The sequence below is a fragment of the Companilactobacillus metriopterae genome (assembly GCF_004117915.1).
GTDB classification, from domain to species: domain Bacteria; phylum Bacillota; class Bacilli; order Lactobacillales; family Lactobacillaceae; genus Companilactobacillus; species Companilactobacillus metriopterae.
On record NZ_RSTD01000002.1, the window covers coordinates 117502 to 140541 of the forward strand.

Consider the following 23040-nt stretch of genomic DNA (forward strand, 5'->3'; position numbering starts at 1 on the left):
AATTCTATTAGTTTTCTGATTGTGTGTTTTGAGATGTATCTGCTTCGGAAGTAAAGTCAGGAGTTGAGTTTGCAATCTCCATCTTCTTAGCTTCTTCTTCAGCACGTTTTTGTTCTTGTTCTTTAGCAAATTTAGATAGTGCGTCGATACTAATTGTATCTTCATCATCATCCATATCACGTAATTCAATTTCATTTGATCTTGAATCTAGAACTTTCATATCAAGACCTAATGCTTGAAGTTCTTTAACAAGAACACGGAATGATTCCGGAACACCTGGCTTAGGAATACTTTCACCCTTGATGATAGCTTCATATGTTGATACACGTCCTACAATATCATCTGACTTGTATGTCAAAATTTCTTGAAGTGTGTAAGCAGCACCATAAGCTTCTAGGGCCCAAACTTCCATTTCACCAAATCTCTGTCCACCAAATTGAGCTTTACCACCAAGTGGTTGTTGAGTAACAAGTGAGTAAGGTCCGATTGATCTAGCATGAAGCTTATCATCAACCATGTGAGCTAATTTCATGTAGTACATAACACCGACAGCTACACGGTTCTTGAATGGTTCACCAGTACGTCCATCATAAAGGATTGACTTACCATCTGAATCCATATCAGCTTCTTTAACAATGTCCCATAATTCGTCATTTGTAACACCATCAAAAACAGGTGATGCAACATGAATGCCAAGTTTTCTGGCAGCCATACCTAAGTGAAGATCAAGAACTTGTCCAATGTTCATACGAGAAGGAACACCCATGGGATTAAGTAAAATATCAACTGGTGTTCCATCAGGCATGAATGGCATGTCTTCTTGTGGCACAACGATTGAAACAGTACCCTTGTTACCATGACGACCAGCCATCTTATCTCCAACTTGGATCTTACGTTTTTGAGCGATGTATACACGAACCATCATGTTTACACCAGGATCTAGTTCATCACCGGCTTCACGTGTGAAGACCTTAACGTCTTGCACAATTCCACCACCACCGTGAGGAACACGTAATGATGTATCACGAACTTCACGAGCTTTTTCACCAAAGATAGCATGCAATAGACGTTCTTCGGCTGATAGTTCAGTCACACCCTTAGGAGTAACTTTACCAACCAAGATATCACCATCATAAACTTCAGCACCAACACGGATAACACCGAATTCATCCAAATCTTTAAGTGATTCTTCACCAACATTAGGAATTTCGCGTGTGATTTCCTCAGGTCCAAGTTTTGTATCACGTGCTTCTGATTCAAATTCTTCAATGTGAATTGAAGTATATGCATCTTCACGAACTAGTTTTTCTGAAAGAACAATAGCATCTTCATAGTTGTACATATTCCATGTCATGAAGGCAATCAACGGATTTTGACCAAGAGCCAATTCTCCATTTTCCATAGCAGGACCGTCAGCAATTATATCGCCAGCTTTAACAACTTCGTCTTTACGAACAATAGGTCTTTGGTTGTAACTCTTACCATTATTTGAACGACGGAATTTTGTTACTTCATATTCTTCAGTTGTACCATCGTCATCACGTTTAATCTTAATAACTTTAGCATCAACATATTCAACGACACCATCTACCTTAGATAGAAGTGCTGCCCCTGAATCATGCGCAGCAATATATTCCATACTTGTACCAACAAGAGGTGCATGTGGATCAACCAATGGAACGGCTTGACGTTGCATGTTAGCACCCATTAGGGCACGGTTAGAATCATCATTTTCCAAGAAAGGAATACATGCTGTAGCAACAGAGACAACTTGTCTAGGTGAAACGTCCATGTAATCGACTTTATCTACTGTTGTTTCGATATTGTCATCTTGGTGACGAGCAAGAACTGTTGGATCAACAAATGATCCATCTTCATTTAGAAGAGTATTAGCTTGAGCTACGACGTAATTATCTTCTTCGTCAGCTGTTAGATAATCGATCTTATCTGTAACTTTGTGAGTATCCCAAGATACACGACGATATGGTGTCTCAACAAAACCATATTTGTTGATAATAGCGTAACTAGCAAGGTTATTAATCAAACCGATATTAGGTCCTTCGGGTGTTTCGATAGGACACATACGACCGTAGTGAGTATAGTGAACGTCACGAACTTCATATCCGGCACGATCACGAGTCAATCCACCAGGTCCAAGTGCAGATAGACGACGCTTGTGTTCTAGTTCTCCAAGTGGATTTGTTTGATCCATGAATTGTGATAATTGTGATGAACCAAAGAATTCCTTAATTGAAGCAACAACTGGTCTAATATTGATAAGTTGTTGTGGTGTAACTGTTGCAGTATCTTGAATTGACATTCTTTCACGTACAACACGTTCCATTCTTGAAAGACCAATTCTAAATTGGTTTTGTAGTAATTCACCAACAGAACGGATACGACGGTTACCCAAGTGATCAATATCATCAGTAGATCCGATATCTTCTTTTAGGTTAAGGAAGTAGTTGATTGAAGCAAGAATATCAGCAGTAGTGATAGTTCTTACTTGTTCATCAATATGTCCATTACCAATCATAGTAACAACTTTTTCGTTATCAACTTTTGAATAAACTTGAATTGATTGAATTGTTACAGGTTCTGTTAGAACACCCTCTTCAGAAGGTGTTAATGTTGTTGTCTTGAAATCATCACGATCTAAATATGAGCCTAATTTGTTCATAGCTTCGCGATCTAGCACTGTATCCTTATCAAGGATAACTTCACCTGTATCAGGATCAGCAAGAGTTTCAGCCAATACTTGGTTGAATAGTCTTGTCTTTAGGCTAAGTTTTTTATTGATTTTGTAACGACCAACGTTTGCAAGGTCATATCTTCTAGCATCAAAGAAACGAGCATAAAGAAGTGATCTTGAACTATCAGCAGTTTTGGGTTCACCGGGACGTAGTCGTTCGTAGATATCCTTCAAGGCTTCTTCAACACGAGAATCAGATGTGTCTTTATGAACATCCTTATCAAGAGTTAAGTCCAAAGTATCATTTTGACCAAAAATATCTAGAATTTCATCGTCTCCACCAAATCCAAGAGCACGGACTAATTCTGAAATAGGTAATTTTCTAGTTCTATCAATACGAACATATCCAATACCTTTGGCATCTGTTTCATATTCTAACCAAGCACCACGGTTAGGGATTACAGTTGTACCATAGTTAATACGACCATTTTTGTCAGTGTCTTCATTGTAGTAAACACCTGGTGATCTAACTAATTGAGAAACAATAACACGTTCAGCACCATTGATAATAAATGTACCTTGTGGTGTCATGATTGGGAAATCACCAAAGAACACGTCTTGAGTCTTAATTTCACCAGTTTCATGGTTAGTTAACTTCAAAGTTACGTGTAGCGGAGCTGAGTAATTAGCATCATGTTGTCTTGCTTCATCAACTGTATATTTAGGTTCTAGTAGTTTGTAATCAACATACTCTAATGAAAGAGTGCCTGCAAAATCATCAATAGGCATAATGTCATCAAACATTTCCTTTAGTCCTTCATCCAAGAACCAATTGTAAGAATTTGTTTGAATGTCTATCAAGTTAGGAAGTGATAACACTTCTTTGATCTTTGCATAGCTACGACGAGTACGGTGTGCACCGTAATTTACGTTATGATATGTCAAATCGTTCACCTCAACATTTAGATTGTTAAAAAGTTAAATAGAAATATTACAATTTGGTTACAAAACATAAGAAAACGCTTAATTTTCCTAATTTTAGGCAAAAAAAAACCAAAAATAGACCTAAATCTACTTTTGCTTTTCTTATTTTTGGTAACCACGGACAATATTTCGTAGTTAACTCATTTAACTTTAAAACTTAAAATCTATAATACTCTGATATATACTCAAAGTCAACATCAGTAGCTCAACGTTAATGAACTTCTGTTTTTTCTTTTCCAACAACTGATATTTTAATCTTACCTTTTGTTGAACCAACTTTAATTGTATCTCCAGGTTTTGCTTGATTAGTTAATAATAATTCACTAACTGGATCTTCTATCTCTCTTTGGATAGTTCTTCTCATTGGACGTGCGCCATATTCTGGTTCATAGCCATCCTTTGATAGATCCGCATATGCAGAAGAAGAAATTTCCAATTTAATTGAAAGATCTGCAAGTCTTTGTTTAACACTAGTACTCATAATCTTAGCAATTTCTTTCAACTGATCTTGTGTTAGTGATTTGAAGATAATTGTTTCATCAATACGATTCAAAAATTCAGGTCTAAAGAATCTCTTCAACTCTGCGTTAATACGTGATTGCATTTCTGCATAATCAGTTTTAGCATCTTTAGCACCAAATCCAACAGACTTATCTTCTTCCAATTGACGAGCACCTAAGTTGGAAGTCATGATGATAATTGAATTTCTAAAATCAACTTTTCTTCCCTTAGAGTCTGTCAGTACTCCATCATCTAGAACTTGTAGTAAGACATTGAAGACATCTGGATGAGCTTTTTCTACTTCATCCAATAGAATTACAGAATAAGGATTATTCTTAATTTTTTCTGTTAATTGTCCACCTTCATCGTAGCCAATATAGCCTGGAGCAGAACCAATCAATTTAGAAGTACTTACAGAATCCATATATTCTGACATATCAATTCTGACCATATTGTCTTCTGATCCAAACATCAATTCAGCAATAGATTTAGCTAATTCAGTCTTACCAACACCTGTAGGTCCTAAGAATAGGAATGATCCTATCGGACGACTTGGATCTTTCAATCCACTTCTTGCTCTTCTAATTGAACGAGAAATAGCATTAATAGCGTCATCTTGTCCAACAACTCTCTTATGTAAATCTTTTTCTAAATTAAGAAGACGATCGCTTTCTTTTTTAGTAATTTGATTTACAGGAACGCCTGTCCACTGTGAAATAACAGAAGCAATATCATCACCAGTTACCACCGGTTTCTTTGTAGCTTTAGTTGTCTTAGAAGCACTTAAACTATCTATACGTTTTTGCAAATCTTGTTCATCTTCACGTATTTTTGCTGCTTCTTGGAAATCTTGCTCTGATATAGCATGATTTTTATTGTTAATAAGCGATGATAGCTCTTCATTAAGTTCATCTAATTTAGACATAGATGAAGTGTTTTCTATCTTAACTTTTGCTGATGCTTCGTCAATTAAGTCGATTGCTTTATCTGGCAAGAAACGATTGGTCAAATAACGATCTGACATGGTAACTGCAGCATCTAATGCATCATCGGAAATTGATAGTCCATGATGTTGTTCATAGCGTGGACGTAAACCATCTAAAATCTGTCTAGTCTCTTGAGTTGATGGTTCTTCTATCATTACTCTGGCAAATCTACGTTCAAGTGCAGCGTCTTTTTCAATATACTTTTGATATTCATCAAGAGTTGTAGCACCAATCATTTGCAACTCACCACGAGCCAATGCTGGTTTTAGGATGTTAGAAGCATCAATAGCACCTTCTGCACCACCAGCACCAATCAAAGTATGTAATTCATCAATAAATAAAATAACATTTTGATCTTGATAAATTTCTTCGATAACTTTCTTCAAACGGTCTTCAAACTCACCACGGTACTTAGTTCCCGCAACAAGTGAACCCATATCAAGCATCATGATTCGCTTATTCTGTAGATCTTGCGGAACTTCTTTAGATACAATAGCCTGTGCTAATCCTTCAGCAATAGCTGTTTTACCAACACCAGGTTCACCAACTAAAACAGGGTTGTTCTTTGTACGTCGGCTTAAAATCTGAATAGTACGTTCAACTTCTTTGTGACGACCAATTACAGGATCCACTAAGTTTTCTCTAGCAGATTCTGTGATATCCCTTGCCAAAGAATCAAGAGTTGGTGTTCCTTCTGAAGTCTTCTTCTTGGCAGCAAGTGCCATGTTACGACGGTTTGTCTTGCCGTTTAGTCCCATCTTATTAAGAAGTAATTCTTTAGTCTTAGTCAAACTTAGTCCAAGGTTACTCAAAATACGATTTGCCAGATTGTTAGAATCATCTAAGATAGCCATCAAAATATGTTCTGAACCAACACGGTTAGAATTATATTGTCCTGATAATTCTTCTGCCATAGTCAAAATCTTTTGACCCTTTGGAGAATATGGTAAATAAATATTCTGTGGTGCACTTAATGAAGTATCTCCATATCCTGTTAGATGTTCGATTTCTTCCTCAACATCTTTTGTACTAATTGATAAATCTCTTAACGTAATTCCGGCAATACCATCATTCTCCATAGTCAATCCAAGTAAAATATGTTCTGAACCAACCGCATTATGATGGAAAGACTTTGCCTGATCTTGAGCGAGAATTAATGCATTTTTTGCGCTCTCTGTAAAAGCCTTTTCCATTGAGAACACCTCATTTCATTCATGTATGTCTTGCTAGTATAAAACTGTTTTCAAAAATTGCAAGTCATTAATCTATACTAATTATTATACCGCACTGAAGTTAATAAGATCTTTACTTAGCTCATTGCATTTGTATAATAATTCATCAAAAAAAGAACAACCAGTATATACTGGTTGTTCTTTTTCAATGAAGCGGAAGACGAGATTCGAACTCGCGACCCCCACCATGGCAAGGTGATGTTCTACCACTGAACTACTTCCGCAAATGAATGCCGACTAGAGGATTCGAACCTCCGACCCCCTGTTTACAAGACAGGTGCTCTGCCAACTGAGCTAAGTCGGCTTAACACTAATTAGTTTAACGTTAAGAATACGGGTGAAAGGACTTGAACCTTCACGTCCACTGGACACTAGAACCTAAATCTAGCGCGTCTGCCAATTCCGCCACACCCGCAAAACCATAAATAATATAACCATCGGTAGAAAAACTACCAATGGAGGATACAGGGATCGAACCTGTGACCTCCTGCTTGTAAGGCAGATGCTCTCCCAGCTGAGCTAATCCTCCATGTTTGAAACAACTATATTATTATACCCAAGGCAAATAAAAAAAGTCAACGTTTCCGTTGACTTTTTTTATTTTTCTTCGTCTACTCTCATTGTTGGGAATAGTAAAACATCACGAATTGATGGTGCATCGGTTAGTAACATAACTAAACGATCAATTCCGATACCTAAACCACCGGTTGGTGGCATACCGTATTCTAGTGATTCTACGAAATCTTCATCAATAGTTTCAGCTTCATCATTACCAGCATTGCGTTCTTTCAATTGTTCTTCAAAACGTTGACGTTGGTCGATAGGATCATTCAATTCAGTAAAGGCATTACCATATTCATGTCCTAAGATAAATAACTCAAAACGATCTGTGAATCTTTCGTCTTCTTTATTTTTCTTAGCTAAAGGTGATACTTCTACCGGATGTCCATAAATAAATGTTGGTTCTTTGATCGTATCTTCTACAAATTCTTCAAAGAATTCGTTAATGATATGACCTACTCCCCAATATTCTTCGTACTTAACATTTTTTTCATCAGCAAGTTTACGTGCATCTTCAATAGACATTTCTTGCCAGAAGTCTACACCAGCTTTTTCTTTAATAGCATCAACCATGTGTACACGCTTGAAAGGTTTCTCTAAATCTACTTCTTGTTCTTGATAAGTAAACTTTTGAGTTCCCAATGCTTTTTGTGCAGCATATCTGAAGATGCCTTCAGTTTCATCCATAACATCATTGAAATCAAAGTAAGCAGCATATGTTTCCAATGTTGTAAATTCAGGGTTATGTTGAGTATCTAAACCTTCGTTACGGAAAACACGACCTATTTCATAAACACGTTCAAAGCCACCTACAATCAAACGTTTTAAGTGAAGTTCTAGCGCTATTCTCAAATACATGTCAGCATCTAATGCATTGTGGTGAGTAATAAATGGTCTTGCAGAAGCTCCACCAGCTTGAGCGTTAAGAACAGGTGTTTCTACTTCAAGAAAATCATTTGAATCTAGATATTCACGGACAGCTGAAATAATTTTAGAACGCTTGTGGAAACGATCATAACTATCTTCGTTGGCAATCAAATCAAGATATCTTTGACGATATTTTTGCTCGATATTTGTCAAACCATGGAATTTATCTGGTAATGGTCTAAGAGCTTTTGACAACATAGTTACTTTAGTAGCTTTGACAGTCAATTCACCCATATCAGTTTTCATGATGACACCTTCAATACCCAGGTGATCACCAATATCAGCACGTTTAAAGATGTGGTAATTTTCTTCGCCGACTTCATCTTTACGAACATAAATTTGAATTCTGCCTGTACGATCCCTTATATCAGCGAACCCTACTTTTCCCTTACCACGTTTTGTCATGATACGCCCAGCTATGACAGCATGTGTTTCTTGTTCATCTAAAACTTCTTTTGTCTCATCTTCATACTTGTCATGAATATCTTGAGCAAGTTCTGTTCTTACAAATCTTGAACCGTATGGATCAATTCCTGCATCATATAATTCAGCAAGTTTTTCACGTCTAACCTTTAATTGGTCGTTCATTTGAGTACCATTTGGATTATTCTTTCCCACTTGTTTCACCCCTTATTAATTATGAAATTTTAGCAGTCTTAGCTTCTCTTTTTTCTGATTGTTCAACGAATGAATCTAGTAAATCAAATACTTCTTTCATTGTATCAACTTTCATCACTTCTGCACGTGTTCTAACAGCATGAGGAATACCTTTTAGATAGTAAGCAGCTTGTTGACGGAATTCTGGAACTCCGATTTCTTCACCCTTTAAGTCTACTAGGCGTTCAAGTTGAACTTTGGCAATATCAATTTTTTCGCGAGTTGTTGGATCTGGCACTAAAATACCTGTTTCAATATATTGTTGCATTGCGTTTAGTTTCCATAGGTTACCTAAAACTGCACGACCAACCATTACAGCATCAGCGCCGACAACGTCCAACATATATTTAGCATCTTGAGGTGTCTTAACATCACCATTTCCCATAAATGGAATGGTTAGTTTTTCAGCAACATCATGCAAAATATCCCAGTTAGCTTTACCAGAATAAAATTGTTCACGAGTACGACCATGCATAGCAATTGCTGCAGCTCCACCTTCTTGGGCAGCCAAAGCATTTTCAACAGCATAAATGTGATCGTCATCCCAACCAGTACGCATCTTAATTGTCAGAGGTTTATCAATTGCTGAACTAACAGTTTTAACAACATCATAAACTTGATCAGGATCCAACAACCATTTTGAACCGGCATCTGATTTGATTATCTTTTTAACTGGGCAACCCATGTTGATATCAATAATATCTGCAGCAGTATTTTCAGCAACATACTGAGCTGCTTCTGCAAGTGATTCTTTGCTACCACCAAATATTTGGATACTTACTGGGTGTTCTTTAGGATCAACAAATAACATATTCAAAGTTTTATCATTTCGATAATGAATACCTTGATCACTGATCATTTCACAGACAACCATGCCCGCACCAAATTCACGAGCTGTCATTCTAAATGATGAGTTAGTTATTCCTGCCATAGGTGCTACAACTACTTGATTGGGAATTGTAACGTCTCCAATTTTCCATTCCATAATATCTACCTCAGTACTTAATAAATTACATCAAATCATCATAGCAAATTTTTGCAAATCTTTCCAGATTAACTATTTTTTTCTTGCAAGATGTTTTCCAAATCTTCTTTGCTAAATTGATATTTTTCAGAACAAAAATGACAAACTGCCTCTGCTCCACCGTCTTCATCAATCATTGCTTGGATTTCGTCATCTGACAATGTTGCTAGAGATTTTGCAAATTTTTCTTTAGAACAATCACAGACAAATTTTACAGGAATAGTTTCTAACACTTTCATTTCAATACCATTCATCAATTTTTCTAGAATTTGTTCATTAGTTAACCCTTCGTTGAAAAGTCTTGAGATGTGAGTCATTTCAGACAAGTTCTTTTCAATATGTTCAATATCTTCATCAGTTGCATCTGGCAATGTCTGAATCAAAAATCCACCAGCTGCACCAACTGTTTCATTGGGTTGAACAAATACTGACACTCCAACAGCTGAAGGTATTTGTTCTGACTTAGCCATATAATAGGCAAAATCATCCCCGACTTCTCCGGAAACTATAGGTACTTGACCAGTAAACGGTTCCTTCAAATGCAAATCTTTGGTAATACTTAGTGTTCCAGAATCACCAACTGCACCTCTAACGTCTATATGTTGATTGTCATTTAACGGCAAACTCACATGTGGATTTTGGATATATCCACGAACATTTCCATAAGCATTTGCATCAACAATTACAGCTCCTGCGGGTCCATTACCGATTAATCTTGTTGTTATAAGTTCATCTTGTTTCAATGTTGATGTCGCTACCAAAATAGAACCGATCATAGTTCTACCTAATGCAGCAGTAGAGTTACTCCATGTATCGTGTCGTCTTTGTGCTTCCGAAACAGTGTTCTTAGCATTTACAACATAAACTCTAAATTTTCCATCTGTAGAAACAGCTTTAATCATATTGTCTGCCATATATTTACTCCTTAAAATCAAGAAAAGCGACTCTCACGAGTCGCCTTCCTGAATTATTATTTATCATCTGATGAAGAATCATCTTTTTCTGATGGGAAAGTTGTATTATCAATTTTCTTTTCAGTATTTTCTTCAACTTCTTCAGATTTTTGTTTTTCAGCATCTTTAGCTTCAACAGCTTGTTTAGCTTGTTCGAAAGTACCAGCCTTTTCACTTGGGTAAGCTGAAGCTGTTGCACTTTCAGGCATCTTACCATCGTTGAATAGACTAAGTATTTCTTTTTCATCAAGTGTTTCATATTTCAATAATGCTTCAGCAATCAATTTATGCTTGTCACGATTATCTTCAATAATTTGATGAGCTTGTTCATGTGCTTCATCAATTAAACGTTTAACTTCTCCGTCAATAGATGTAGCAGTATCTTGCGAATAAGAAGGAACTGAACGATATCCACCAGAGAATGGTTGACCGTCTTTTTCTAGTTGTACAGTACCTAGTTTTTCAGTCATACCATATTCTGTAACCATTGTTCTTGCAATTTGTGTTGCTTGCTCGAAATCGTTTGAGGCACCTGATGATTGTGAGTTGAAGACAATTTCTTCAGCTGTACGTCCACCAAGTAGCCCTGCCATTTGTTCAGTCAATTCTTTTTTAGTTATTAAGTTTTGATCGTCTTTAGGAAGCATAATTGCGTATCCACCAGCACGTCCACGAGGTACAATTGTAACTTTTCTAACGACACGTGAATCACTAAGTACAAGACCGATAATAGCATGTCCTGCTTCGTGATAAGCAACCATGTTACGTTCTTTATCAGAGATAACTCGATTCTTCTTAGCTGGACCAGCAATTACACGATCTTCAGCTTCATCAATATCTGTTGAATCAATCTTCTTCTTACCACGACGAGCAGCAACAAGAGCAGCTTCGTTAAGCAAGTTTTCTAGATCGGCACCAACAAATCCTGGTGTTTGTTGAGCAACCACTTTTAGATCAACATCATCTGTAAATGGTTTGTTCTTAGAGTGAACGTCAAGAATAGCTTCACGTCCCTTAACATCTGGGCGACCAACAAGGATCTTACGGTCAAAACGACCCGGACGTAGTAAAGCAGGATCCAGAACATCAGAACGGTTAGTAGCTGCCATAACGATGACACCTTCATTACCAGTAAATCCGTCCATTTCAATTAGCAATTGGTTAAGTGTTTGTTCACGTTCATCATTTCCACCACCAGTACCAGAACCACGTTGTCTACCAACGGCATCAATTTCATCAATGAAAATGATTGCTGGAGCGTCTTTCTTAGCAGTTTCGAACAAATCACGTACACGACTAGCACCGACACCGACGAACATTTCAACGAAGTCAGAACCAGAAATTGAGTAGAATGGCACACTAGCTTCACCGGCAACGGCCTTAGCTAGCAATGTTTTACCAGTACCAGGAGGTCCCTCAAGTAATACACCTGAAGGTATTCTGGCACCCAGTGCCACAAACTTACGAGGATCTTTTAAGAATTCAACAACTTCAACAAGTTCTTGTTTCTCTTCCTCTGCACCAGCAACATCAGAGAATCTGATCTTGTTCTTCTTAGGATCTTCTGGCTTAACTTTTGAACGACCAAAGTTCATCATTCTGTTAGCTCCGCCTTGGCCACCTTGACCACCACGTCCCATCATTGAACTAAAGATAAAGAAAATGACAAGTAATGGTAAACCGATCACTAGAATGGAATAAATCCATTGTCCAGATGATGATTCTTGTTTAGTTGTAGCTTTAACATTGTTATCTTTTGCAGCACTACTAATACTTGCTAGAGTACTGTTGTTTGGTAATACAGTTGTAGTAAAATTCTTGGCTTCACTACTCTTAGAATTTGAGCTTCCAAATAGTGAAACAGAATTAGACGATGATTTTGTTTTTTGAGCTGTCTTATACTCACCACTCACAGAGTAGACACTTCCACCTGGTTGGATTGTATAATTTTTTATTTTTCCATCTTTCAACTGGCTAATAAATTGATCTTGAGACAAAGTCTTAGTTGTGGTGTTAGATTGTCCACCTACGAACCAACTACCCGCTAATACAAGAACAACAACAAGTAAAAGATAAAACAGACTATTACTAAAAAGTCTATTTCGATTATTTTTCATATATGTTTACTTTCCTCCTGAATTTAACGAAAATTATTGTAACATTTAATTAATAATATATGTACATAAATTAGACTAATATCATTAAATTATTTCGTATTATATACTTCTGGCTTTAAAATACCAACATAAGGTAAATTACGATATTTTTCATCATAGTCCATACCATAGCCTACTACAAATTCATCTGGAATTTGAATGCCTGTGTAATCAACTTTAATAGATTTAACACGTCTATCAGGTTTATCTAGGAAAGATACAATCTTTATTGACTTTGCCTGACGCGCGTTCAAAAGATCCAATAATGAATCTAATGTGATACCTGTATCAATGATATCTTCGACGATGACAACATCTCGTCCCTTGATTGAAGTATCCAAATCTTTGATGATTTTCACTTCACCTGTAGAAACAGTATTTTCGCCACCATAACTTGAAACATCCATAAAATCATATTCCAGTGAAATATCAACATTCTTTATTAAATCCATCATGAACATAGCTGCACCACGTAAAATACAGACAAATAGTGGATTTTTACCTTCATAATCTTTTGATAACTGAGCACCTAATTTTTTGTTAGTTTCTAAAATTTGCTCTGGAGTTACTAGAATTTCTTTAATATCGTTATTCATAAGAATCCTCTTCAAATTTGACTTTCCAAAAATAATTTCCGTTATTTAAATAATCCCTTAAACGGTAGTTTTTTTCAACCCATACAACCTGATTATTAATACTCAAAACAAGTAATTTATCTCGCTGTTCTTTTGGAACTTTTTTGTCGATTAATCTTCGACTTAACTTTTGATGATGCCCATTTTGTATTAAAAGAAGATCTCCATTTATCCTATTTCTCAGCTCAATTAAAGGATCTGAATTATCTGTAGAAAAATCAGCATCTTCTTCAAGGCAACTTTCAATTAGTATTTTTTTATTTTCAATTTTTACTATTTCATTAATTGATATATTTTTTGTGAATTGATTCTTCTTTTTACTCTGAAAATTAATTGAAAATTTATCATAAGACTTAAGGAATACATATCCCTTATCCAAGTCTACTTTAAGGTTCGGTCTATCAGATTTAATGATGGAAGTTATCATATCGATTTGTCGATTACTAACCTTTATTGCGGTCAGATTTTTTGTGAAAAATCTTCCCCAAAATAGTGAAATCTGTTCATCATTTAAATCAAGCACTGGAGATACTAAACCAATAATATTATCAGATGATACCTGTAAATTCATTTTTTGTTCTAATTGGTCAAAGTACCTGTTCCCTAACTGGAGCAGGCCTTTCAATTGTTTATCGAATAATTCAAAATGTTCTAGATACTGACCATTCTCCTCTTCAAATAATGGCAGAACACTGTTTCTTATCCGATTTCTCATTGTTATATCTTCAGAATTTGTTTCATCCTCAACAAAATCTATTTCTTCCTGATAGGCAATTTCTTTGATATCTTGTTTTGAAAAATTCAACAGTGGTCGAACAATTTGAAATTCTTTAAAGGGTCTTCTTACTTTGAGGCTAGAAATTTCATATAAATTACCTGAACGAATCATCTTCATCAAAATATTTTCAGCAATATCATTTTGATGATGTGCCGTTAGAAGAGTATCAAAATTCTCCGTAGACATCACATTGTAAAAATAGTTATAGCGATATTCCCTGGCCTGCACTTCCATACCTTTAGAAATATCTCCTTGATGAACCCAAATTGATGAGTAAAAAATTATTCCTTTATCTTTACAATATTTTTGGACAAAATCTGTATCAAATTTACTTTGTTCACGCAAATCATGATCTACATTAATAACTGCAAAATCAGATTTATCACAGATTTCTTCAATAGTTTTCAGCAAAACCATTGAATCTACTCCACCGGAAACCGCGACTAGTATTCGATTGGCTGAAAATTTATTTAATTGTTTTTTTATATCATGTACCATTTCCAGCAAGCTAATCGCCATTATTTTTCTCCATTGTAATTAAATAAGGTTGAGACTAAGTCTCAACCTTATTTATCAATATTTGATGTTGCATCTTCAGGTAAATTATAAACTAGTTCACCATCTTTTGTGTACATATACTTATCTCGAATATATTTTTCTAGATAACTTTTGTTGTTTAATTGTTTGACTTCAATCTTTAAATCTTTATTTGTTTCTCTTTGACTTCTCAAATTATCACTAGTTTTTGAGATGCTTTCATTTGTCTTTGTGTATGTTGCATGTGAGGAGATAATTTGTGAACCAAAATAAAGGCAAATAATTGCAAAGACTATACCTATTACAATTAATCGTCTTTTGTGGACACTTCTAACATATGATTGTCGATCTGATATTTGCTTATTTACCTGTGATTTAGCACTAATCACAGAAAAAGCTGAACCTTTTATTCTTCGAACTTCCATAGATTTTCCCCTTGATCTTATGTATCGAGTATATCAAGTTTTTAAATTTATGGACAAAATTTTAATACAATATTAAGAAAATCTTTAAACAATTTCCTCAAACATATCTGCTGACTCATTCTTCTTAGTTGTTTCTTTTATATCCAAAACTTTTATTTTCATAGTCTTCTCACCAAATTGAAGTTCCATGATATCGCCTATAGCAACAGAAGTTGAAGATTTGGCTGGTCGTCCGTTTATCAATACGCGACCGTTATCTGCAAATTCTTTTGCTACAGTTCTACGCTTTATAATTCTACTTATCTTTAAAAATTTATCTAATCTCATTTATTTATCCTCAATTTTCATAATTCTGGTGATAAATTTACCTTTAGGCAAAATTTGCCATTCATTTACATCTAAAACTTTCCAATACTTAGTTATAACAAAATATAGTATTACTCCTACAGGAATTGAAACTATGCATATTAAAATCCCAGACAATCTTGTTAAATCTAGTAATTTCATCATTACTAAGGAAATTATTTCAACAAAAATTCCCATAATCAATGATGTTACAAATACTTTGGAAATAAATTTAATACTCAACAAACTATTTGTCGTAGTCTTTTGATAACTAATAAATATCCAGATTAATAATATTAGCTCACTAGCAACCGTAGAAATCGCAGCTCCTATTATTCCAAAACGGGATACTAGGAATATATTAAGTCCTATTTTAATGAAAATAGAAACTCCAAATGCTGATAGCTTACTGAGATTTTGTGATTTATCTTCACTAGAAATAACAACTATCAGATTGATCAAAGATATTAATATAATAGACAGTAAATATACCCCTATCGTGATAGATCCTCTGCTATCTTTGAACAACATTGTATTAATAACTGGCATCAATGCTAATAAACCAGCTGTTTCAGCAAATGATAACCAGATACAAACACGTACCATTCTGGAAATGATCTGGCGATTATTATTTGATCTTCTTAACTGGGGCATGATACTTGAAACAAATGATAATGATATAACAATACCTAATTGTAAAATTGGTTGTGCTCGATCAAAAATACCCTTCTGTACTTCAGCATCATACAAAGAAAATCCAAACAATTTCAATTGATGAATCATTGTGAAGGTGTCAATTAACTGATAAAAAATCGTAATTCCTGTAAAAGTTACAATTAAAACAATTTCAAAAACTAGACCTTTGCTGATTACTAAAGGTTTAGTTTTTTTGGTTTCTTCTTCATTTTTGATACGAGAAAAGTATATATAAGTTATTAACAGAATGAAAATAGAAGCAATCCCACCAAAAAATGCACCTGAATTTGCTAATGTTCCCATTTGATAAAGATTAATAGTTCCTTTACCAAATATAATTGCACTGACAATTATTATGAATACTCGTACTATCTGTTCAATAACTTGAGAAATTGCACTTGGTTGCATCAGTAAATCTGATTGGAAATATGCTCTTAAATTACTTTCTAATGGAACCAACAAGAAAGCCAAACTAACTATCTTTACTTCATTTGTTAGACCTATATCACCCATCAATAAAGATATTTGATCTGAAAAAACAACTAAAATAGCTGTGATAAAAACCGAAATTATCGTCAATATCCAGAAAAGTCTAAAAAATAATCTTCTCTTGGATCTTTCATCATCCTGATCAGCGTAAACTTTGGACAATACTACTGGCAATCCAGTCAGTGAAAGAACAGTAAATATTCCATATATTGGATAAACCTGTTGATATATAAAATATCCTTGATCACCAACAATATTTTGTAGAGGAATTCGATAAACTGCACTCAAAAATTCTGATACAAATGAAGCAATAGCTAGTATCCAAGCACCTTTGACAGCTCGGTTGCTATAATTATTTTCCATTTTTAGGCTTATCCTCTTTTAATTTATCGAAAACTTCTGCCATTTTTTGAGTAAAATTAACCAATTGTTCAACCCAATTGTCGACTGAAGATGTATCTAACATAATTTTAAATTCATCATTGCTATTATTGACAGTTGCTTTCATCTCAGTATTACCCAACAATCTAAATACCAAATCACCTGTTAGATAATTGTTGGCATTCTTAGCAAACTTAATAGTAACGATATTATCCTTCATCATTGAATTTTGAACCAATGATTCATCTAAATAAGCCTTTATTAGACTGACTTGAAGTAAATTATCAACTTCTTTAGGGTATTCGCCAAAACGATCAATTAATTCAGAACGTACTTCTTGGTAATTTTCTTCTGAATCTATCTGACGTATACGTTTATATAGTTCAACTTTTTGATTTTGGTCTTCAATATAATCACTTGGAATATAAGCTTCTAGTTGAAGATTAACTTCTGAATTTGTTTTTTCAGTCTTAGTTTGACCACGCTTCTTGGCAACTGCCTCATTTAACATTTGAGTATACAAATCAAAACCAACTGAATCAATAAATCCATGTTGTTGTTTACCTAATAGATTACCAGCACCACGAATTGATAGATCTCGCATAGCAATCTTAAACCCTGATCCTAACTCTGTAAAATTCTTGATGGCTTCTAGTCTTTGTTCACCAACCTCAGTTAGAACTTTATTACGTTTATACATTAGATAGGCATACGCTACACGACTAGAACGACCTACACGGCCTCTTATTTGATACAACTGTGATAACCCATATTGATCAGCATTTTCTACAATTAGAGTATTGGCATTAGGCATATCAACACCTGTTTCAATAATTGTGGTAGTGACTAAGACATCATATTCTCCTGCCAAAAAATCAGCTATGACACCTTCCATTTGTGTCTCTGTCATTCTTCCATGAGCTATAGCTATCCTTGCTTCTGGAACAAATGTCTGAATCTCGCCAGCAACTCGATCCATGTCTTCCACACGATTATGTAGATAAAATACCTGTCCACCACGCTCCATTTCCCGACGAATAGAACTAGCTACAACTTCAAAATTTTGTTCCATTACAAAAGTTTGAACAGGATATCTATTACTTGGTGCTGTCTCAATAACTGATAAATCACGTACACCTAACATAGACATGTTCAATGTTCGAGGAATTGGTGTGGCTGTCAAAGTTAGAACGTCAACATTTGCTTTTAATTGCTTGATTTTTTCCTTGTGCTTAACTCCAAAACGTTGCTCTTCATCAATAATTAATAAACCAATATCTTTGAATTCTATATCATCCGATAACAGACGATGTGTTCCAACTACGATATCTATTTCACCATTTTTTAATTTTTCAGTGGTTTCTTTGACTTGTTTGCGGGATTGAAATCTTGATAGAACACCAATATTTATTGGGAATCCTGCAAATCTTTCACGCATATTGTCGTAATGTTGCTGTACCAATAAGGTTGTTGGTGCTAAGAAAACTACCTGTTTACCATTTTCGGCGGCTTTAAAGGCTGCACGAAAAGCAACTTCGGTTTTACCAAATCCAACATCCCCTATTAATAAACGATCCATTGGATGTGGTTTTTCCATATCATGTTTAATTTCGTCAATTGATCTCAGTTGATCAGGCGTCTCTGGATAAGGAAAGGCGTCATCAAACTGATTTTGCAGTTCATCATCCTTTGGGAATGGATATCCAACTTCAGATTCACGTTGTGCATATAGTTCAATCAAATCATCAGCGATATCTTCAATATTTGATTGAACTTTACTTTTAGTCTTACTCCATTCCTTACCACCAAGTTTATTAACTTTAGGTGTTTTACCTTCTGCAGAAACATACTTTTGAACAAGATCTAATTGTGATACAGGAATGAATAATCTTCCGTCATCTTTATACTCGATAGTAATGTAATCTTGATGTTTACCATCTACTTCCATGGTCTGCATTCCGGTAAATTTACCAATACCATGGTTAACGTGAACTACATAATCACCAGGTTTTAACTCATTGTAACTTTTTAGTCTTTCTGCGTTAGCTAAAGTCTGATGACGACGGCGTTTAACTTTTTTGTTGAATAGTTCTTTCTCAGTAATTACAGCCAATTTATTTTGAGGTAATTCAAAACCTTCACCAAACGGATTTTCAATTACTTGTGTTCGACCATCAATAATTTTTTCTGAACTTGTAACAACAGCACTAATTTCAAAATCTTCCAAAGTTCTCATTATTGAATCAATACGTTTTTTGTCATTCAAAATAATCAATACCGTATATGCTTGCTTTTGCCAGCGATCTATTTCAGATTTTAGCAATGGCATTTGACCGAAAAATTGCTGCATACTTCTAACCGAAACATTTTCCAATTGATCAAGTCGAATACGCCCCATTCCTTGTTGGAATGCGGATAGATAAATTTGGGCACTTTTATTATTTGGATAAATATCCATAAATTTTTGACGAATATTTTGATTAGGTAAAATTTTACCGTATTCTAATTGGCTAGCTAAATAAGATTGATTATCAGAGTAGTTATTATTTGATTGCTCAACTAAACGATTGTATTCATCAAAAATAACAATGTCATCTTCAGACATGTAGTCTAACAAACTTGTTTTAGTTGTATCTAAATAATCAACAATTCTACTCAAATTATCAGGTCTATTACCTTGAGATAATTCTGACAACAAAGCTCCAAAACTATTCTCTAGATTTTCTTTTACGATCTTATCGTCTATCTCTATTTGACTGTCATAGTCTTCTTGTAGCTTTGCTGCAGCTGCTGATAGTTGCTCCGATGTAAAAATCCGATCCACAGCTGGTAAAATTTCTACGGATTTTAATCCATCAATACTACGCTGACTTTCTGTATCAAAGGTACGTATATTTTCCAGTTGATCTCCAAAAAAGTCCATTCTAATCGGATCATCCATATTTAGTGGATAGATATCAATAATATCCCCTCTAATAGAAAAATCACCTGGTTTGGCTACGAGTTTTTCTTTTATATAACCCATCTGAACAAATATTTTATTAAGTTCTTCTAAGTTATAATCTTCATCTAAAACTAAATTTATCCTAGATTTCTCATACAATTCTTTTGGTGAAAGAATATACTCCAATCCAGAAATAGACGTCACCAATATCCCAGCTTTTTCGCTAGTAATAAAATCTAGTGCGTCAATTCTTTGAGCTAATTCATCAGGTGAACTAGTTGCTAGTTCTGATGAAACCGCCTCTTCAACTGGGAAAATATGTGTATCAATATCATCTACCAAATTTAATTCATCGAACAATTTATTAGCGTGAAAATTCGTATTTTCAACCAGTAGGATTTTTTTATTTGTTCTCTTAAATGAATCCAACACAAATAGGGAAATCGTTGATCCAACCAACCCTGTCAATAAGTTCTTAGTTCCAGGTTTGACTTGATCAATAAATTTCCCAAGGTCTAATTTATTTGAGATGTAATCAGTTAATTCCACAATATACCTCTATTAGTTATATTTGTTCATTAACTGGTCGACACTTTCTCCGTCTATCCAATCTTTAACTGCATTGACTGCATTGTCAATTCCTGACAGTGCCACAGGTTCTTCATCCTTAGAGAATGGTGTTAGAACCCAGTTAACTACAGATTGGCGTTGTGGGTGTTGAATACCAACTTTTACTCTAGCAAAATCTTGAGTTCCTAGAGAAGAGATGATGCTTTTAATCCCATTGTGTCCACCAGCTGAACCTTTTTGTCTTATTCTTATTTTTCCGATAGGAATATCCATATCGTCTTGTATAACCATAATTTCTGAAGCTTCGACCTGAAAATACCCCATCAACATACGGACAGCTCGACCTGATTCATTCATGAATGTAAGTGGTTTAACAAGAAAAACAGTTTCTCCATTTACTTTGAATTTAACAAATTCTGCTTGGAAGTCTGTTTTGGTTCTTGTTTCACCATAATCTTCAATTAATTGATCAATCGCCATAAACCCCATATTGTGTTTTGTACGATCATATTTTTTACCGGGATTTCCTAATCCAACAACAAATTTCATTGCTCTACCTCATTTCGAAGTTCCATTATAACACTACACGCTTACAATATCTTTATAAGAAAAGTGAATTATAAATGTAATTTTTATGTAAATGCTGTTATTTTTAGAAAGTTATTTGTATAATTAAATTGAACTAATTTAATTTTGAAAGGACATTTTTAAATATGACAACTCCAACAAACGAAAAAAACCACCAAAAAGTACTTCTAGTTGGTGATGGTGCCGTTGGTTCTACATTTGCTTACGCAATGACACTTCAAGGTATCGCTCAAGAATTTGTAATTTGCGATATTGCTAAAGAAAAAACTGAAGGTGACGCATTGGATATTGCCGATGCACTACCATTCTCTGCCGCACCTAAAACAATCTACTCAGGTGACTACTCAGACGCTAAAGACGCTGATCTAGTTGTTATCACTGCTGGTGCTCCACAAAAACCAGGTGAAACAAGACTTGACCTTGTTAACAAGAACCTAAACATTTTGAAATCAATCGTTGATCCTATCGTTGAATCAGGATTCAATGGTATCTTCCTTGTAGCTGCTAACCCAGTTGATATTCTTACATATGCAACATGGAAACTATCTGGTTTCCCTAAGGAACGTGTTATTGGTTCAGGTACATCACTTGATACAGCACGTCTACGCAAATTTGTTGGTGAAGAACTAAACGTTGACCCAAGATCAGTACATGGTTACATTCTTGGTGAACACGGTGATTCAGAATTTGCTGCATGGTCTCACTTAACAATCGGTGGAATCTCAATGCACGAATGGATGGAAAAACATCCAGAAATCACTCAAGCTAAACTTGATGAAATTTATGACAATGTTGTTAACGCTGCTTACAACATTATCAACCGTAAAGGTGCTACATTCTACGGTATCGGTACAGCTCTAGCAAGAATTTCTAAAGCACTTCTTGGTGACGAAAATACAGTTCTACCATTATCTGTTTACATGACAGGTGAATATGGTGTAAACGATGTATTTATCGGTTCTCCAGCTATCGTTAACCGTAAAGGTCTACGCGATATTCTTGAAATTCCTCTTACAGATACTGAAAGTGCACAAATGAAGAAATCTGCTGATGAACTTAAAAAAGTTATCGAAGATGGATTTGCTGCAACAGGAATTGAAGCTCGCCAATAATTCATCATTTTAAAAAGTCTATTCTCCAACAGGAGATGGGCTTTTTATTTTGCCCAAAATTAACATTCAAATCCCCTTACGATAGTATTTAGATGCCTTAAAATTATCATTAAATTAAGAATCTTTTAATTTTTAAGATTTTAATGTATTATTGTAATTAATAATAATTGACCGGAGGAATATCATGCTAGTTAAATCTTTAGTTCAAACAAAGGATCATCTAACTACAGTACAAGAAACTGTTACCTTAGAAGAAGCATTAAAAATACTTGAAGACTCAGGTTTCCGTTGTGTGCCTATTGTTGATGAAACAGGTAAAATATTTAGGGGAAATATTTACAAAATGCACATTTATCGTCACAAATCTCGTGGTGGCGATATGACTCAACCCGTAACTTCCCTACTAAAAAATGCCACAAAAACTATCAGTGTGGACTCACCTTTCTTTAAAGTATTTTTCAACATCAAAGATTTACCTTATATTGCAGTTCTAGATGAAAATAATAATTTCTACGGTATTTTAACTCACTCACGTTTATTGAGTATGTTGTCTGATGCATGGAAAATGGATATCAGTAGCTACGTTCTAACAGTTAGTTCTCCAGGAGAACACGGTGATCTGGAAAAAATGTCAAAGATTATTTCTAAGCATTCTTCTATTACGGCATGTATTACTTTAGATAGTAAAAATAATGAGGTAGTTCGTAGAACTCTATTCTCTCTTCCTTCAGATACTGATATAGAAACATTGAAAGTAGTAATTAACAAACTAGAGAAAAAAGGTTTTGTTGTGTCAGAAATTGATGATATTCATTCTGGAAAAATTTTAAATAAAGCCAAATTATAAAAAAAAGATCTAATTAGAAA

General features: G+C 34.8%; 15 protein-coding genes and 4 tRNA genes. 2 read left to right on the forward strand and 17 right to left on the reverse strand.

The genetic code is table 11. The features are described 5' to 3' along the window. Positions 1–7: 7 nt before the first annotated feature. From rpoB to pth, 17 genes are all read right to left on the reverse strand, one after another. A complete protein-coding gene (gene rpoB, locus EKN01_RS05735; RefSeq protein WP_129045352.1) occupies positions 8–3637 on the reverse strand; it encodes a DNA-directed RNA polymerase subunit beta in 3630 nt (1209 codons plus the stop codon). 250 nt (positions 3638–3887) lie between these two features. Further along, complete coding sequence (locus EKN01_RS05740) at positions 3888–6356, reverse strand: ATP-dependent Clp protease ATP-binding subunit (protein WP_129045353.1); 2469 nt, start codon at positions 6354–6356, stop codon at positions 3888–3890. Between the two features lie 191 nt (positions 6357–6547). Beyond that, positions 6548–6619: transfer RNA gene (locus EKN01_RS05745), tRNA-Gly, on the reverse strand. 7 nt (positions 6620–6626) lie between these two features. After that, a tRNA-Thr gene (locus tag EKN01_RS05750) sits at positions 6627–6699 on the reverse strand. Between the two features lie 28 nt (positions 6700–6727). After that, a tRNA-Leu gene (locus EKN01_RS05755) sits at positions 6728–6810 on the reverse strand. 41 nt (positions 6811–6851) lie between these two features. Next, a tRNA-Val gene (locus tag EKN01_RS05760) sits at positions 6852–6924 on the reverse strand. A 68-nt stretch (positions 6925–6992) separates the two neighbouring features. Further along, a complete protein-coding gene (gene lysS / locus EKN01_RS05765; RefSeq protein ID WP_129045473.1) occupies positions 6993–8471 on the reverse strand; it encodes a lysine--tRNA ligase in 1479 nt (492 codons plus the stop codon). Between the two features lie 49 nt (positions 8472–8520). Continuing rightward, on the reverse strand, positions 8521–9525 hold the full coding sequence (gene dusB / locus EKN01_RS05770) for a tRNA dihydrouridine synthase DusB (protein ID WP_129045354.1): 1005 nt from the start codon (positions 9523–9525) through the stop codon (positions 8521–8523). Between the two features lie 68 nt (positions 9526–9593). Continuing rightward, positions 9594–10478: an Hsp33 family molecular chaperone HslO gene (gene hslO / locus EKN01_RS05775; protein WP_099975227.1), complete on the reverse strand. Its 885-nt coding sequence runs from the start codon at positions 10476–10478 to the stop codon at positions 9594–9596. Positions 10479–10534: 56 nt separating this feature from the next. After that, positions 10535–12634, reverse strand: a complete 2100-nt coding sequence (gene ftsH / locus EKN01_RS05780) for an ATP-dependent zinc metalloprotease FtsH (protein WP_129045355.1) — start codon at positions 12632–12634, stop codon at positions 10535–10537. Positions 12635–12723: 89 nt separating this feature from the next. After that, on the reverse strand, positions 12724–13269 hold the full coding sequence (gene hpt / locus EKN01_RS05785) for a hypoxanthine phosphoribosyltransferase (protein ID WP_129045356.1): 546 nt from the start codon (positions 13267–13269) through the stop codon (positions 12724–12726). Beyond that, positions 13262–14605 (reverse strand): tRNA lysidine(34) synthetase TilS, encoded by a 1344-nt coding sequence (tilS, locus tag EKN01_RS05790; RefSeq protein ID WP_129045357.1) that lies wholly within the window; start codon positions 14603–14605, stop codon positions 13262–13264. Before tilS ends, hpt begins: the two co-directional genes overlap by 8 nt. A gap of 47 nt (positions 14606–14652) precedes the next feature. Further along, positions 14653–15048 (reverse strand): FtsB family cell division protein, encoded by a 396-nt coding sequence (locus tag EKN01_RS05795; RefSeq protein ID WP_099975231.1) that lies wholly within the window; start codon positions 15046–15048, stop codon positions 14653–14655. Between the two features lie 84 nt (positions 15049–15132). Continuing rightward, entirely contained in the window at positions 15133–15375 is a 243-nt protein-coding gene (locus EKN01_RS05800; RefSeq protein ID WP_099975232.1) for an RNA-binding S4 domain-containing protein, read from the reverse strand. Continuing rightward, entirely contained in the window at positions 15376–16941 is a 1566-nt protein-coding gene (locus tag EKN01_RS05805; protein ID WP_129045358.1) for a putative polysaccharide biosynthesis protein, read from the reverse strand. Next, the gene (gene mfd, locus EKN01_RS05810; RefSeq protein WP_129045359.1) at positions 16931–20452 is read right to left on the reverse strand and encodes a transcription-repair coupling factor; all 3522 of its coding nucleotides are present in this window, start codon (positions 20450–20452) and stop codon (positions 16931–16933) included. The genes EKN01_RS05805 and mfd overlap by 11 nt, the downstream gene beginning before the upstream one ends. Before the next feature lie 12 nt (positions 20453–20464). After that, positions 20465–21022 carry an aminoacyl-tRNA hydrolase gene (gene pth, locus EKN01_RS05815; RefSeq protein WP_129045360.1) on the reverse strand — a complete coding sequence of 186 codons (558 nt, stop codon included), beginning with the start codon at positions 21020–21022 and terminating at the stop codon, positions 20465–20467. A gap of 164 nt (positions 21023–21186) precedes the next feature. Here pth and EKN01_RS05820 point away from each other — a divergent pair, with 164 nt between their 5' ends. Then, positions 21187–22173, forward strand: coding sequence for an L-lactate dehydrogenase (locus EKN01_RS05820; RefSeq protein ID WP_099975236.1), 987 nt, complete (start codon positions 21187–21189; stop codon positions 22171–22173). Positions 22174–22357: 184 nt separating this feature from the next. Beyond that, on the forward strand, positions 22358–23020 hold the full coding sequence (gene cbpA / locus EKN01_RS05825) for a cyclic di-AMP binding protein CbpA (protein WP_129045361.1): 663 nt from the start codon (positions 22358–22360) through the stop codon (positions 23018–23020). Positions 23021–23040: the final 20 nt, after the last annotated feature.

Coding starts and splice junctions, on each gene's coding strand:
- EKN01_RS05740 (WP_129045353.1), bottom strand. CDS start 6,356: ATGGAAAAGGCTTTTACAGAGAGCGCAAAAAATGCATTAATTCTCGCT.
- hslO (WP_099975227.1), bottom strand. CDS start 10,478: ATGGCAGACAATATGATTAAAGCTGTTTCTACAGATGGAAAATTTAGA.
- cbpA (WP_129045361.1), top strand. CDS start 22,358: ATGCTAGTTAAATCTTTAGTTCAAACAAAGGATCATCTAACTACAGTA.
- pth (WP_129045360.1), bottom strand. CDS start 21,022: ATGAAATTTGTTGTTGGATTAGGAAATCCCGGTAAAAAATATGATCGT.
- EKN01_RS05805 (WP_129045358.1), bottom strand. CDS start 16,941: ATGGAAAATAATTATAGCAACCGAGCTGTCAAAGGTGCTTGGATACTA.
- tilS (WP_129045357.1), bottom strand. CDS start 14,605: ATGGCGATTAGCTTGCTGGAAATGGTACATGATATAAAAAAACAATTA.
- ftsH (WP_129045355.1), bottom strand. CDS start 12,634: ATGAAAAATAATCGAAATAGACTTTTTAGTAATAGTCTGTTTTATCTT.
- EKN01_RS05800 (WP_099975232.1), bottom strand. CDS start 15,375: ATGAGATTAGATAAATTTTTAAAGATAAGTAGAATTATAAAGCGTAGA.
- dusB (WP_129045354.1), bottom strand. CDS start 9,525: ATGGAATGGAAAATTGGAGACGTTACAATTCCCAATCAAGTAGTTGTA.
- EKN01_RS05795 (WP_099975231.1), bottom strand. CDS start 15,048: ATGGAAGTTCGAAGAATAAAAGGTTCAGCTTTTTCTGTGATTAGTGCT.
- hpt (WP_129045356.1), bottom strand. CDS start 13,269: ATGAATAACGATATTAAAGAAATTCTAGTAACTCCAGAGCAAATTTTA.
- EKN01_RS05820 (WP_099975236.1), top strand. CDS start 21,187: ATGACAACTCCAACAAACGAAAAAAACCACCAAAAAGTACTTCTAGTT.
- lysS (WP_129045473.1), bottom strand. CDS start 8,471: ATGAACGACCAATTAAAGGTTAGACGTGAAAAACTTGCTGAATTATAT.